Origin of the sequence: Brevibacillus sp. HB1.3 (assembly GCF_013186635.1) — a bacterium.
GTDB lineage: Bacteria > Bacillota > Bacilli > Brevibacillales > Brevibacillaceae > Brevibacillus > Brevibacillus brevis_D.
The window spans coordinates 424,282-438,771 of record NZ_JABMIT010000001.1 but is presented as its reverse complement, the minus strand read 5'-3'; the positions used below and the strand labels follow the sequence as shown (position 1 = coordinate 438,771).

The following is a 14,490-nucleotide window of genomic DNA, read 5'->3' as shown; positions in this document are numbered from 1 at the left end:
AAATGGAAAAGTCAGCTTCTCCCTACACCGATATAGTGAAAGCCTGCTTCCTTTACCTCCTGGTTCGGCCAGGCATTTCGTCCGTCTACCAAGAGCGGCTGCGCCATGCTTTGATAAACCTGTTTCCAATCCAGTTGGACACACTGTTCCCATTCTGTGACCAATAAGGCGGCGTGTGCTCCCTCACATGCTTCTGCTGCGGATTGCGTATACGTGATCTGTGGAAACTGCTTACTGACACCAGATACTCCAATCGGATCGAACGCCTTCACGGAAGCACCTTTTTGTAGAAGTGCTTCTATCAATTTGAGCGATGGCGCTTCACGGATGTCATCCGTATCCGGCTTAAACGTCAACCCCAGAACGGCAATTTGTTTGCCTTTCAGATCAGGGAGTTGCAAGCACAGCTGCTCCAAAAACCAGGCAGGCTGCGTCGCATTCACCTCTCGCACTTTATCCAAAATACTTAAGTGAATATTGTGCTCTGCTGCGAGCTGCAATAGCGCAATCGTATCCTTCGGAAAACAGGAGCCACCATAGCCTACTCCTGCTCGTAAAAATTGCGGACCGATTCGACTGTCCAGTCCCATTCCTCGCGCGATCGTCACGATATCCGTCCCGAGCGCAGTGCTTAACCGTGCTAACTCATTCATGAAGGAAATTCTCGTGGCTAAAAATGCATTGGAAGCGTATTTGATCAGCTCTGCGTTTGCTCTGCTGGTGATTACTCGCGGTGCGTTCACACCGTTGTACAGTTCCTCCATGCGGGCCGCTGCCTGAGGTTTATCTACACCAATGACGATTCGCGAAGGCTCCAGTGCGTCTATTAATGCGCTCCCTTCCCGTAAAAACTCCGGGTTGGATGCAACAGATACCCCTTGACAGCCAGCCAGCATCCCCGCTACTTTCTCGCCAGTTCCGACTGGTACGGTACTCTTGATTACCACGATGCGTTCTTGGGGGGTGAGCGAATGGACCTTTTCCACGTCAGAAACAGCCCCGAGTAAATACGTTAAATCGGCTGTGCCGTCTACTGCTTCAGGTGTCCCTACACAAATGAAAAAAATCTCTGCATCCTTCGCTTCCGTCAGATCCGTATAAAAAGCAAGCGCGCCATCATCCAATACTTTTTTCAATGCCTCATCCAAGCCCGGCTCGTAAATGGGCGAGATCCCTTGGCGCAATTTTTCTACTTTGGATGCATCGAGGTCAATACCCGTCACCTGATGACCGTTCATGGCAAGGGAAACAGCAGTTGTCAAACCTACATAACCGGTCCCAATAACGGCAACTTTCATTCCTTCACCTCATCATTTTTTCGACACACGCAAATAGAGCTCTTCTAGCTTCATCCGTTGCTTATGGATGTCATGGTTTTTTTCTACTTTCAGTCGAGCCTCCGTCGTGATTTGTGTCCACTCGTGACTTTCTGTTAGTACACGGTTTATCATTTTCCCGAGCGCAGTCGGTGATTTCTCCGGAACCAGATACCCCGTCACTTTGTTTTCAACCAGCTCCGGAATCCCCGCGTGATAGGTGGAAATGACAGGGCGTCCGCTTGCCATCGCTTCCATGATGACATTGGGAATCCCCTCTTGGTTGCCATTTCGCGCTGTCTTGCAAGCGATGATGAACAAATGGCACTTGGCCAGTTCGCGCTGGACTTCACGATGTGGCAAAGCTCCTTTGAGCACGACTTGTGTGCCTAGCCTGTTTTTCTTAATCAGTCGTTTGAGCTTCTTTTTTTCTTCTCCATCACCGACGATGATTAGCTTCGCCTTGGGATATTTTTTATGCACGTGGGTAAACGCCTTAATTAGCGTATCCATCCCCTTTTTTTCAGTCAGTCTCCCTACGCTTAACAATCGGTACTCCCCATTATCCACGGGCTGTGGCGGCAGCATGGGAAATTTGCGCAAATCAATTCCTGAGCGGATAAGGGTAATTTTGGACGGAGGACAGCCGAGACGAATCAAGCGCTTTCTCATGTGATTGCTGACGACTGTAAACGCCTGGCCCTTTCGAAAGAGACGCATAAGGGACCGTCTGTACACTGGATTTTCTTTTACGCGCTTAGTCGCATCAAAGCCGTGAAAGGAAGTGATCAGGGGAAGCTTGCTTTTTTGTGCATAAGGAAGCAATTCCAACCCGGCAGGGCCAAAACGGGCATGCAGGCATTTAAAATTTTTTCGCCGCAGCCAAGTGGAGAGGCCGGCCATATGCTTGCGCACATAGACCGGCGAATAAGGAAATTGTTTTCGATTAAAGGCTCGCTGTCGGGTCAACACGACGGGTTTGACCACTTGATGTCCAAGCAATTGCTCGTAAATAAATGTTTCACTCTTGGGAAGAAACTTTCTGCGATAAACGAGGACCCGATGCATGCAACTGGCCTCCTTTATGACGGGTGTTACCCCTTCGATTGCGAACGAATCTCTGCTAATTGATGGCGAAGGCCCTCTTCTAGCGTCACTTTTGGTTTGTATCCCAAGCGTTGTTGGGCAAATTGGATGTCCGCACAGGTTCGTAGAGAGTCACCTGCGGGCCCATTTTGATACGTGATGCGAGGGGTCAGATTCATTAACGTGCCCATGATGGATAGTACATCGATGAGCTTGATTTCCCGATCTCCCCCCACATTAAAAATGTCACCAGGAACAGCATGCTGTGCAGCGAGCAGATTCGCCTCTACCGCGTCTGTCACATACGTAAAGTCTCGTGATTGCTGACCATCACCATAGACGATGACCTGCTCGCCTTTCATCATTTGGCGAAAGAAACGATGGAAAGCCATATCTGGACGCTGTCTGGGACCGTATACCGTAAAGTAACGAAGCATGGTAACCGGTAGTCCATAAGCTTTCACATAAACCAAGCAGATTTGCTCCATCGCTTCCTTGGTCACCCCATAGGGGGAAACTGGTCGAAGCGGCGCATTTTCATTCGTTACGATCCCTTGCATCGTCCCGTAAACCGAAGAGGAGGACGAGACCACGATGACAGGTGGCTTCGGTCTTTGCAAGCAAGCCTCCAGCAATTCTTGTGTGGCCAAAATATTATGGCTCACATAATCAGCAAAGGACTTTCCCCAGCTGTTTCTCACGCCCGGCAAGGCAGCGAGGTGAAAAACAACATCGACGTTCTCGAGCCAAATGTCCCAGCGCCCCGTCTGAAGCGTTGTCGAGTGGAAGGTGAAGGCAGGATGCTTTCCTATTTCGGCCAGATTACGTAATTTCGCAGCTACATCGTAGTTATCGATGAATCCGTCTATCCCGATGACTGTTACGCCATCGTTCAACAATCGCTGCGTCAAATGAGACCCAATAAAACCTGCACAGCCGGTGACAAGAGCTTTCTTCATCGCCTCCGACGCCTCACTTTCTTGAGCCTTCTAATGACTAAATAACCGTCCTTGTAACCATAGATGGCCTTGTACTTTTTGCCCCACCTATTCAGATAATATTTGAATGTTTTTTTTCTTAAATAATTTCGGCGGAACTTCATCTTGCCATCCGTGAGCTGACCTTTATGCTTCGTCCGGTTGTAAAGGATTTGATTGATGTACCTCACCCGATACTTTTCAATTAATCGCAAAATGATTCGCCGATCCTCCATAATCCTTCCCTCGTACCGATCCGAGGTATCCCAACCACCCACTTGATGTAGGGCTTCTACGCGATAGCAACGTGGAGAAACCATCCAGCGATTGTACTTCAGAAACTGGTATTTATTATGAAATGTTTTGTGCTTCACCTTAATCGACTTGGTATATTTTCCATGCCGAACTTTCCAGATGTTCATGTTCCCGTAGAAGAGAGCCGTGCTTTTCCTGCTTTTGTGAATGTACTTTTTAAGTACAGCCAGCGTTCGTTTCGGTAACCAGTCATCAGAATCGAGTTGAACGAGATAAGGGGTATCCACCATTGACAATGCCTTATTCATGACTTTGCCGATCCCAGAATTTTGTTCCATTCGATGATACATAATGTTTGGGTGGTACATATATTTTTCAATTTTGCTTCTGGTGCGATCGGTTGACGCATCGTCAATGATCAACAGCTTCCAATCCTTTGAGGTTTGATTCAAGACGCTTTTGATGGCTTTGCGAATAAACTTGGCGCGATTGTATGTCGGAATGACTACAGTAAAGGTCGGATTCATACGTCCTCCCTCTTGACTGCCGGAATGCAAATGGACGATTTGTCGCTGACAATGAAGACTCCTGTACTGTTAGAAGATTGACCCGTCATCATCGATGAGCGTCCGAAAACACTGTTTGTTATTTTCCAAGCAATGTCCTGCAGCGAGCTGTTTTCCAGCAAAATACTGTTTTCGATATACGAGCAATTTCTCAAGCTTACGCCATTTTGGATCGAGACGTACGGTCCGATTTGGCAATTTTCAATCACACAATCATCACCGATTCGTACGGGACCCGTAATCTTCGAATTTTTCACAACCGTTCCCTTGCCAATTTGATGTTGATTGCCTAGCTCCCTCGTAAGCATCCACTGGTTGGCCTCCAGCCAGCGATCGATGGTTCCCACATCCGAATATTTCCCGGTGGTGACGGAGTGAGCCAATTTGAATCCGCCATTTATCATCGATTGAATCGCATCCGTTATTTCTAGTTCGCCTCGGGGAGATGGTTGTAGGGTAGCAATCGACTCGAAAATAGGTGGCGTAAACAGGTATGCACCAATCACTGCCAGGTTGCTCTTTGGCTGACGTGGCTTCTCCTCTACAGAGATTAGTCGTCCTTTTTGTACTTCTGCGATCCCATAATCCTGTGGTCTCTCCACTTTACTTAGCATCACGACACCGTCAGATTTTCCCTTCGTAAACGCTTTTGTAAGCCCGTGAAGCGAATCCATCAATAAATTATCACCTAGTAGCAAGATAAACGGTTCGTCTTGCAAAAACGGTTGCGCTAGCTGGACAGCATGGGCAATTCCCAATGGTACCTCCTGCTTGATAAACGTAATGGTAGCCCCGAATTGACTACCATCGCCCACCATGGGAGGAATTTGTGATTGAGAAGGATGTATCACGATGCCAATGTCTTGAATGCCCACTTCACGCAGTTTGCGAATGCAATAGTGTAAGACCGGGTGATTGGCCACAGGGAGGAGGGTTTTCGGCTGCGAATAGGAAAAGGGGTGCAGTCGCGTCCCACGTCCAGCACACAAGATTAACCCTTTCACAAGTATCACTCCCCAGTTGTGCTCTGCGATACTTATAAGGTATGCGTATCTGGATAGCTGGACAGGGCAGACGTCCACATTGGTGCAAGAAAAGGCAACCACCTACTTCATTTCCACTCCAATTAGCCTGTTTTTAAAAGCTGCTGTTTCTCTTCTGTTCGTGTTGGAACGACTGATTCAAATATCTTCAGATAACCTTGCGCAGTTGCATACCAAGAAAAAAACTTTGCTCGTTGCAGAGCCTGTTTGCCCATTTCATTCCGGACGGCTGGTGAACTCCACAACAGCTCCCACACAGCAGGCAATCCTTTTTCCCAATCTTTTGGCGGGATGATAAAGCCACTTTTCTCATGGGCAACGACTTCACGAATGCCGCCACGTGGAGTGGAAATGACAGGCTTTCCGGCAGCCATTGCCTCTAAATTGACACGGCAAAACGCTTCTTTCCAGACAGACGGTGTGGCTACGACATCCCCAATTTGGTAGTAAAGCGGCATTTTGGCGGATGGGACGAAATTAACGAAGCGCACCTTTTCCCCCAAGGGCTTCGCAAGTCGTTTGAGCTCTCGAACATACGGATTTAGGCGATTGCTACCGTATCCCGTCCCCCCCACAATCACGAGTTTGGCTTTCGGGTCTTGTTTGCTCACCTGGCGAAAGGCTTTGATCAGTACATGTACCCCTTTGCCGCGCATGAGTCTTCCGGCATAAAACAAGATGCGATCATCTGGCTTCAATCCGAGCTCTTGACGTATTTTTTTGACTGCTATTTTTGCAACCTGATAAGGTGTGACATCGACTCCGAGATGAACCGCATGGATTTTATCGGCAGGAATCTTGCACGTCCGAATAAAATGTTGACGTAAAAATTCACTGTTCGTAATAAAACCTGTTGCCAGTCGAACGGCACGCCTCATATTTTCCTTGCTGATGATCGGCTGTGACCCGTATACATGAGAGTGCATATTCACAAAGACTGGGATCTTGGGAAAATGGCGTTTTAATGTGAGAACATAGATCGGTCTGTTTTCCACAAGAATGACATCTGGCTTGTTTTTCTTGATATGATGAATAATCCGGCGCAAATATGGCTTTGGCCCTTGATACGGGATACGAATGAACCGCCGATTTTCTTCCACGGATGAGGTTGGGTAGGTCGCACATTGACGAGTGTAGATCGTCACGTTATGCATGGGCTCGATCATCTTTGTGACCTCGTCAATATCGTGCTCGACCGAGCTTCCTTTGACCGGTGGTACAGAAAAGGGACCCGGACTAATAATCGCGATGTTCATTTCGCTCGATCTCCCACTCCTTTTTCAGTGAAAGAACCACTTGATACAAGTACTGCAATTGTTTGGCATGGTTTTCTTCAAGCTTCTCCCATCTTTCTTCCCATGAAGCAAGCGCCTCTTTCAGTTCCATCACTTCTTGCTCAAGCTGGTGAACCTGTTCCACGACGGCCTCGTCGGTCTCTCTCATAATAATTTCGAAGGTAGGCTCCAAGAGCAGTTCCTTCGGCTGCTCTGATGTTGTATTTACGACCAACTCCTGGACGTTTTCCGTTCCTACCTCTTCTTGTTTTTCATTGGCTTTTACGATTGAAATACGTTGAACGGCCTCATCTACGACATAGCTTCCTGAAAACACACCTGGTGTTACCCAATGAGACAGATCCCATTTTTTTCGTTTTTCCACAAGTTATCGCCTCCTGAAGCTTGCATCTACGTAATATGTTATGACAGACAAGGAAAATGGGTACGTGTACGGTGACATAGAAAAAACCGCTTGATTTGGATGAAATCAAAGCGGTTGCCCGTGGTCTCTCATATTTGCTTGTCTGCGGAAGTTCAAGCTGTAAAGACGCGCTTGTTCTACAGTTGTTATCTGTTGCTTTTGCCATTCGAGCAAGATCCGGTCAATATAGCGGATGTGGAGCTTGCCGACGGTTGCAGCCTCACGCAAAGCGGTCAAAATCAATTCTTCCTGATAGCCGTCCTGTTCGGTCCACATATGGATGTTCTCCAATTCAAACGGCGCTAGCGGGCGGCCAAATGCCTGCTCAAAACGAGCGTAAATGGCAACAGGTTCAGCATCCAGAGAAACAGCTACTTCCATAAAAGGGTCCATACTTCTCGGGTCTGCTTGTTGCTCCCGCCAGGTCTGGTACAGCTTTTTGTACAACGGAGTCAAATTATATTGCTCATGACGCATGCCAGTTTGTGGATCGATAAACTCATCTATCGTAATCCAATCTTCTTTTAATAGTTTTTGAAGAGATTGAATCAATCTCCTGCTCGTCATGGACATGCGTTCCTCCAGCTCTGTTAAGGTCGGGAATCGATTCCCTTCCTGCTGAAAGGACAGCAGATGAATCAGTAGCATCATCTCGTCATCAGTCAATGACATACGCTTATACATTTTCAAAAGAAGGTTGGAGACGGATGTTGCTCCTTCTTGCAACAATTGCAATATATGGGAGTCCATAACGCATATTCACCTCTGGGTTGGGATAACAAGGGAGTGCGTAAAACGCGCTGTCAAACAATAGGAACACCCTGCTGCCCTCGCGCAACAGGGTGTAATTCGTTCATCGATAAAGGAACTCTCTATGGATAGAGACGATTCAGCATGCGTGGGAATGGAATGGTTTCACGCACATGATCCAGTCCGCAAATCCATGCAATGGTACGCTCCAGACCCAAACCGAAGCCGGAGTGAGGAACTGTACCGTATTTGCGCAGGTCCAAATACCAGCGATATGCCTCTTCCGAAAGCTCATGCTCAGCAAAACGTTTCTCCAAGAGTTCTGGATCATCAATCCGCTGGCTACCCCCGATGATTTCACCGTAGCCCTCTGGTGCGATCATATCCGCGCACAGAACCACTTCTGGACGTTCAGGGTGTGGCTTCATGTAGAAAGCCTTGATTTCGGTAGGATAATGGGTGATGAAAACAGGCTTGTCGAAATGATCCGCAATCATCGTCTCATCCGGTGCACCGAAGTCGTCTCCCCATTTAATCTCGCTACCTTTTTCCTGCAAGAGTTTAATCGCATCATCATAAGAGATGCGTGGGAACGATCCCGTTACATTTTGCAGTTTTGTTGTATCGCGCTCCAACGTTTTCAGTTCGCGCTCACAGTTTTTCAATACGGATTGTACCACATGAGAAACGAACGCTTCCTGAATACGCAGATTTTCTTCGTGATCTACGAAAGTCATCTCCGGCTCGATCATCCAGAACTCGATCAAGTGACGACGTGTCTTGGATTTCTCGGCACGGAAAGTTGGGCCGAAAGAGTAAACGCGACCTAACGCCATAGCGGCTGCTTCCATATAAAGCTGACCGGACTGCGAGAGATACGCATCCTCATCAAAATATTTGGTATGGAACAGGTTGGTAGTACCTTCCGCAGAGGTCGGTGTCAAAATTGGCGGGTCTACTTTTACGAACCCGTTCTCGTGGAAGAACTCATACATGGCGCGAATCACCTCGGAGCGCACAGCCATAACTGCACGCTGACGTGGAGAACGCAGCCACAGGTGGCGATGGTCCATCAGGAAGTCAACACCGTGCTCCTTCAAGGAAATCGGATATTCCTGGGCGATCTGAATAATTTCCACACCTGTTACTGTCAGTTCGTAACCGCTTGGTGCGCGGTCATCCGCACGAACTGAACCAGTTATGTAAAGTGAGCTTTCTTGTGTGAGCTGCGATGCATTCTCCCACACTTCTTCCGCTACTTCCGCTTTTACTACTACACCTTGAATGAAGCCGGATCCGTCGCGGAGCTGCAAAAATTGAATCTTGCCGCTGCTGCGTTTGTTGTATAACCAGCATCCCAGGCGTACTTCTTGTCCAACATGCTGCCCGATTCGGGCAATCGTCGTCAACATTGAATGATTCCCTCCATTTACCATGCCACGCAAATACAGACTAAGTATACCAAACAATTATACTATTGGGGGCCTGCAAATTCAATGAAAGTCTCCCTGTATAATGTTAACGATAAAATAATTATGTAAACTCGATATGCATTTGGGAGACCTGATCTCAACATCGGCCTCCCTGCTTCTGAATCATCCACTCGCCCCATTGTTGTTTCCTACCGAATTATTTATCGTCCTCGCTATCGTATTCTTCACTACTTTCATAATCTTGCTCGAAGTCACTATCATCCGTGTCTTCTTCATCTTCATCCGTGTCGTAATCGTCCATGTCATCCTCGTCCGTGTAGGCATCATCCCTGTCTTCCTCATCTGTATCTTCCTCATACGTATCTTCGTCGACCATGTCCTCATCTTCCATGTCTTCCTCATCTGTATCTTCGTCTTCCACGTCTTCCTCATACGTATCTTCGTCGACCATGTCCTCATCTTCCACTTCTTCATCATTCGTATCTTCATCATTCGTATCTTCGTCATCCATGTCTTGCTCATCAAAGTCGTGATCTTCCTCGACCTCTTCTGCCTCCAATTGTCCCCTCTCTGTTGACCAATCCAATATTTCGTGGACATCTACTCCTTTTACTCCAATCCCGATCCAGTGAATCACACCAGTCGCTTCCTGCCCCTCCTGATTGCGAAATACGGTGATGAGCGCTGCAGTCCTTTTCGTGTATTTGAGCGATGTATAGATGCCCGGTTGATTTGTCATCGCCACCATACAATAATGCGTATCCGCATAAGGTTGTGGCAATCGAACAATCACATCTGTAAACTTGCTTGTGGCAGAAAGTCTGAAGGGGACGAAACCGTATTGTTGCAAGGTTACTCCTATATGATTATGCGTCTCAATTACCGGAAAGGATAATTTCTCCGCATCAATGGACTGATTGGCAATGTGATGCGTAGTGACAGCTTTGGACGCAATTTTAGAACCGGTCACGGAGTCCTCTGCCAGTTTTTCCTGCGTAATGATCCGGTTTTGCAGATGCTGTTCTGTTATGCTCTTGCTAATCAGATGACTTCCTTTCAGCGTTCCTTCCTTAATATGTGTTCCATCCAGGCTGCCTTTTATGACATGAGCACCATGAACGGAATGGCTATCTAGCTTGCTCGCATCAATGCTCTGATCGGCTATTTTCTCTCGGGTAACACTGCCGTCCTGTAATTTTTCCTTGGAAATGGAGTTACCCTGGAGATGGTCCGCTTGAATGATGTGACTGTTGAGATGTGTAGATGAAATTGCTTTTTCCGCAATCTTTTCCGCCGTCACGGCTGATCTGCCCAAATGTCGGGTCTTGATCGCATCTTTGGCTATTTTGGGCGCTGTGATGACAGCATCACCAAGCTTGCTTGTCGTAATGCTAAGATCCGAGATTTTGTCTGTGGAAACAGATTCAGGCGCCAATTTTGAGGTGGTCACCAAGTGGTCATGCAGATGCTGGGTCTGGATGATGTACTCGCGTAAATGATTGCCCCCAATAATTCTGTCAGTCAAATGCTGTTCTTCCACAGATCTTCTTGCCAGCTTTTCTGAACGAATGGTTCCGTCAATCAGATGTCGTGAACTCACGCTCTCATCGAGTAAGTGTTGCTCTCCTACACACCTGTTCGCCAATTTGTCGGCAGTGATCGCCTTATCAGCTATCTTGGCTGAGGTAATTTGTTGATCCCCAATTTTTTTAGCCGTCAGCATCCCGTCTTGCAAGTGACTCGATAGGACACTGCCAGCTTGTAAATGTGTGCTGCCAATTGATTCTTTGGCGAGCTTTTCTGCCGTGACACTGTTGTTGTCCAAATGCTCAGTCAATATCGCATACGGCCCCACTTTATCGCTGGTCACCGCTTCTGGATGTAAATGCTGGCTATAAATGGCCTGAAATGCAATGTGATGATCTGTGATGCTGCCAGCGATAATGTTGCTGCCATCGATTAGCTCTTCCGTGAGATGATGATGGTAAATGGAGCCTTCACGAATATGTTGAGACTCAATTGTATCTTCGTCTATCTTCGTCGAAGTTACAGCTCCATCGCGTAATTTATCGCCTGTGACAGCTCCATCCTCAATCTTCACTGTGTTGATCACATAATTGGCGAGATTACTTGTTTGAATGGTCCCCATCTTTATTTTTTCCGAGGTAATCGATTGATCCTGAATCAACTCATTCGTGATCGCTTGCTCTTGAATATGCTTGCTTTGGATCGAGTGATCGGCAAATTTCATCGAGTCGATGGTTTTATCAGCTAACTTCTCGGAAGTAATGCTATGGTTGATCAATTTTTGCGCGGAAATCGAATAATCCAACAAATGCTCGCCGCTTACGATTCCCTGCCCCAGATGATCCCTCTGTACCGCATGCGGGGCGAGTTTGGTGGAAGTTACGCTCTTGTCCGCGAGTTTACTGCTGTCCACGGCATAATCCTTCAAAATCGAATTATCCACGGCGCCTTGCTTAATTTTTGACGCGTCGATGGCCCGGTTCGCAATTTTTTCTGTTGTCACGGATTGATCTGTCAAGTCGTCTGTATAGACAAATGATTGGACACGATCATCATTTCGGTCTTTGATGACCTTCGAATAAAAGTTCGGATTGGTAGTTGAGCTTTGTTTGGAGGATGCGTTTTGTTTGGAGGATACGTTCTGTTTGGAAGACGTATCCGGTTTGGAAGACGTATCCGGTTTGGAAGGTAAATCCTGTCTGGAAGCTAAATCCTGTCTGGAAGCTGAATCCCGTCTGAGAGTTGAATCCTGTCTGGAAACTGAATCCCGTCTGGAAACTGAATCCTGTCTGGAAGTTGAATCTTGTCTGGAAGTTGAATCCTGTCTGGAAAACGAGTCCTGTTTGGAGGATAGGTCCTGCTTGGGTACTTTGGGAATCGGGTTTTGTTGCTCTTTCGGTGTGGCAGCAGAGATGGGAGGTATTCTGTGACTGCTCTCCAAATGACTTTCAAGCAGATTTAATTCGAGGTCTTCCATCCACTCCCGATCGGGTGATGATGTATATGAGAGCGGTAACTCGTGCATGGTCTGCCTAAAGGTTTTGCTCAGACTTTTGTTTGCTTTTCGCCGGTTCACATTGGCCATAGGGTCTCCTTGCCTCCTGATTTCATTCCCGTATCACCTTTGTAGGATATTCATCCATTTACTTATTTGGCACCGTGTCTACAAAATTGTTTCATCCTGATTTGCCCAAATGGCCAGTGTCCGAAGAAAATATAGTTTTTGACTGGAATTGTTGAACCTACGTGGAAGTCTGAATTGTAAAACCGTTAGACTTCGAAAAATAAGTATTAGACTGGCTTCAATATAAAACCAGCCGCAGCCTTGGACCGGAAAAATAAAGTCCTAGACTACGGCTGGTTTATTGAACTGGTTCTCCGTTAAGTTTAACGACGGATTGTACTGCATGGTAAATTCTCATCTCAAATTAACTTAGTAAGTGTAATCTGATATCCATCTAGGGTCTGCATACTCCGAATATTTGTTCAAGACAACGTTCTTTCTCTTTACTTAACTCCTCGAATCCCCCTGTAGACAGATTCGCACAGATCTGTTGTAAACCTGCCTGACATTCCTTCAAGCGCTGTATTGGTGAACGCTACGACACTAAGCTCCTCTCTCGGATCAACAAACCAAGAGTGACCATAGGTGCCGCCCATCCGCCAAGTTCCCGGCGATTCCGGTGTATTGGCAGCCGCTGGGTCTTTAAGCAGCGTGAAACCAAGTCCAAAGCCTCGCCCCGGCCAATAGGGCATTACAAGGTTACCAATTTGATTGGTTGTCATTTCCGTAACAAGAGCCTCCGGCAGAATCGGATTTCCTCCCTGCCGCAAAGCTTCCAGCAGTTTAAGAAAGTCTTCTGCGCTGCCAATCATGCCGGCTCCCCCGGAAGGATAAGCTGTCTTATCGGTAAACCTGTTGGGTGAAAGGAGGAATCCTGCCGTCCCCTCCACGAATGGAACGGTATCAAAATCGTGCAAGCGCCGGGGCTCTCCGGCACTGTCCGCGTAAGCCGTTGTCAATCTGTCCGTGTCCACGGCCTTGAAATCCGTGTCCATCATGGAAAGCGGATAAGTTACAAGCATCCGTACAGCTTCACTTAGTGGCATTCCAGTAACCTTTTCAATAACCGCTCCAAGCACGTCTGTTGCTATGGAATACCTCCACATTTTCCCTGGCTCATATAGAAGCGGGACAGAAGCGAGTCTTTGTAGATTCTCTTCAAGTGTAATTCCTGTCAGATCCATGCCGTCCGATACCCCGGCAAGCTCATATGTTCCCTTTTCTTCCTGAAAGAAACGGTAAGTTAAGCCTGCGGTATGCGTCATCAGATGGTGAACGGTCATGGGAACATACTGTCCGTTTGGCAGTTTGGGACGAAAGGCGGGCAACCATTTTTCCACCAGATCGTTTAACTGCATTCTTCCTTGCGAAATTAATACTAAGGCTGCCGTTGACACGACCGGCTTGGTTACCGAAGCATATCTAAACAAAGCATTTTCCTGCATCGGCCGTTTCTGCTCGCGATCGGCCCAACCAGCAGGCCTGCTGTAAACGAGGTTTCCGCCTAATGCAATTTGGACGACGGTACCCACGATCCTTTTTTCCTCAAGTGTGCGGTCAATTACCTCATTGACGCTTTTATGCACCCATTCCAGATTTATATTTCTCATGTTTTTCATCCTCTCCTGGTGTAATTTACTTGATTATTAATAGCAAGTGAGTTTATTATAGTGATAATTTCTGCTTCCTTACATAAAACAAACAAGTTAGATAAAGAGATTTTCGGTGATTATAAAGGCATTCAAAAGAAATAACTTTAAAATTAAAGGAGGGCGATTTTCTTGGACGAAATCGATAAAAACATCCTACTCCATTTGCAGAACCACGCGAGATTATCAATGACAGATTTAGGAAAGCTGGTGGGACTGTCTCAGCCAGCCGTAACTGAACGTGTAAAACGCATGGAAGAAAAGGGTGTTATCGAGGAATACCGAACCGTCATTTCTTCGCAAAAAGTGGGTAAGCAATGCACAGCCTATATGCTTGTTCGGACCCGGAATTGCTATCCTTTCCTTGATTTTTGTCGTTCTTCACCGGAGGTCACGGAATGTTATCGGATAAGCGGAGAGCATAATTATTTATTGAAGGTCCTTACGGAAACAACCCAGGAGCTGGAAGAGTTTGAAAACCGGTGCGATCAATACGGAACCTATACGACTCTGATCGTAATGTCTTCACCGATCGCTTATAAAAATCTCATTGGAGAACCGAATTTGCTCGCCTAAGATTTAATTTTATAATCCAAAAAAATGAATCCGCCTTGCAGCGGATTCAT

General features: G+C 46.9%; 12 protein-coding genes. 1 reads left to right on the top strand and 11 read right to left on the bottom strand.

Going from position 1 to position 14,490, the window contains the following annotated elements:
- Positions 1–11 precede the first annotated feature (11 nt).
- The 11 genes from HPY31_RS02285 to HPY31_RS02235 form a co-directional block, all read right to left on the bottom strand.
- On the bottom strand, positions 12–1,298 hold the full coding sequence (locus HPY31_RS02285) for a UDP-glucose dehydrogenase family protein (protein ID WP_172138063.1): 1,287 nt from the start codon (positions 1,296–1,298) through the stop codon (positions 12–14).
- 12 nt (positions 1,299–1,310) lie between these two features.
- The gene (locus HPY31_RS02280) at positions 1,311–2,384 is read right to left on the bottom strand and encodes a glycosyltransferase (protein ID WP_172138061.1); all 1,074 of its coding nucleotides are present in this window, start codon (positions 2,382–2,384) and stop codon (positions 1,311–1,313) included.
- Positions 2,385–2,410: 26 nt separating this feature from the next.
- A complete protein-coding gene (locus HPY31_RS02275) occupies positions 2,411–3,361 on the bottom strand; it encodes an NAD-dependent epimerase/dehydratase family protein (protein ID WP_172138059.1) in 951 nt (316 codons plus the stop codon).
- Positions 3,358–4,161, bottom strand: a complete 804-nt coding sequence (locus tag HPY31_RS02270; RefSeq protein ID WP_172138057.1) for a glycosyltransferase family 2 protein — start codon at positions 4,159–4,161, stop codon at positions 3,358–3,360. Before HPY31_RS02270 ends, HPY31_RS02275 begins: the two co-directional genes overlap by 4 nt.
- Positions 4,158–5,204 carry a glucose-1-phosphate thymidylyltransferase gene (locus HPY31_RS02265; protein WP_172138055.1) on the bottom strand — a complete coding sequence of 349 codons (1,047 nt, stop codon included), beginning with the start codon at positions 5,202–5,204 and terminating at the stop codon, positions 4,158–4,160. The genes HPY31_RS02270 and HPY31_RS02265 overlap by 4 nt, the downstream gene beginning before the upstream one ends.
- 122 nt (positions 5,205–5,326) lie before the next feature.
- The gene (locus tag HPY31_RS02260; protein ID WP_172138053.1) at positions 5,327–6,499 is read right to left on the bottom strand and encodes a glycosyltransferase family 4 protein; all 1,173 of its coding nucleotides are present in this window, start codon (positions 6,497–6,499) and stop codon (positions 5,327–5,329) included.
- The gene (locus HPY31_RS02255) at positions 6,480–6,902 is read right to left on the bottom strand and encodes a hypothetical protein (RefSeq protein ID WP_172138051.1); all 423 of its coding nucleotides are present in this window, start codon (positions 6,900–6,902) and stop codon (positions 6,480–6,482) included. Before HPY31_RS02255 ends, HPY31_RS02260 begins: the two co-directional genes overlap by 20 nt.
- 105 nt (positions 6,903–7,007) lie before the next feature.
- The gene (locus HPY31_RS02250; protein ID WP_172138049.1) at positions 7,008–7,691 is read right to left on the bottom strand and encodes a DnaD domain-containing protein; all 684 of its coding nucleotides are present in this window, start codon (positions 7,689–7,691) and stop codon (positions 7,008–7,010) included.
- Positions 7,692–7,813: 122 nt separating this feature from the next.
- The gene (gene asnS, locus HPY31_RS02245; RefSeq protein WP_172138047.1) at positions 7,814–9,103 is read right to left on the bottom strand and encodes an asparagine--tRNA ligase; all 1,290 of its coding nucleotides are present in this window, start codon (positions 9,101–9,103) and stop codon (positions 7,814–7,816) included.
- Between the two features lie 217 nt (positions 9,104–9,320).
- On the bottom strand, positions 9,321–12,236 hold the full coding sequence (locus HPY31_RS02240) for a WIAG-tail domain (protein WP_172138045.1): 2,916 nt from the start codon (positions 12,234–12,236) through the stop codon (positions 9,321–9,323).
- A gap of 422 nt (positions 12,237–12,658) precedes the next feature.
- Positions 12,659–13,825: a serine hydrolase domain-containing protein gene (locus tag HPY31_RS02235; protein ID WP_172138043.1), complete on the bottom strand. Its 1,167-nt coding sequence runs from the start codon at positions 13,823–13,825 to the stop codon at positions 12,659–12,661.
- Between the two features lie 171 nt (positions 13,826–13,996).
- On the opposite strand from HPY31_RS02235, the gene HPY31_RS02230 reads away from it, so the two are divergent.
- Positions 13,997–14,440, top strand: a complete 444-nt coding sequence (locus HPY31_RS02230) for an Lrp/AsnC family transcriptional regulator (protein ID WP_172138041.1) — start codon at positions 13,997–13,999, stop codon at positions 14,438–14,440.
- Positions 14,441–14,490: the final 50 nt, after the last annotated feature.

Bases quoted from the DNA above. Each gene is read 5' to 3' on its own strand.
- HPY31_RS02240 (WP_172138045.1), bottom strand. From the start codon at position 12,236: ATGGCCAATGTGAACCGGCGAAAAGCAAACAAAAGTCTGAGCAAAACC.
- HPY31_RS02260 (WP_172138053.1), bottom strand. From the start codon at position 6,499: ATGAACATCGCGATTATTAGTCCGGGTCCCTTTTCTGTACCACCGGTC.
- HPY31_RS02270 (WP_172138057.1), bottom strand. From the start codon at position 4,161: ATGAATCCGACCTTTACTGTAGTCATTCCGACATACAATCGCGCCAAG.
- HPY31_RS02250 (WP_172138049.1), bottom strand. From the start codon at position 7,691: ATGGACTCCCATATATTGCAATTGTTGCAAGAAGGAGCAACATCCGTC.
- asnS (WP_172138047.1), bottom strand. From the start codon at position 9,103: ATGTTGACGACGATTGCCCGAATCGGGCAGCATGTTGGACAAGAAGTA.
- HPY31_RS02280 (WP_172138061.1), bottom strand. From the start codon at position 2,384: ATGCATCGGGTCCTCGTTTATCGCAGAAAGTTTCTTCCCAAGAGTGAA.
- HPY31_RS02275 (WP_172138059.1), bottom strand. From the start codon at position 3,361: ATGAAGAAAGCTCTTGTCACCGGCTGTGCAGGTTTTATTGGGTCTCAT.
- HPY31_RS02235 (WP_172138043.1), bottom strand. From the start codon at position 13,825: ATGAGAAATATAAATCTGGAATGGGTGCATAAAAGCGTCAATGAGGTA.
- HPY31_RS02285 (WP_172138063.1), bottom strand. From the start codon at position 1,298: ATGAAAGTTGCCGTTATTGGGACCGGTTATGTAGGTTTGACAACTGCT.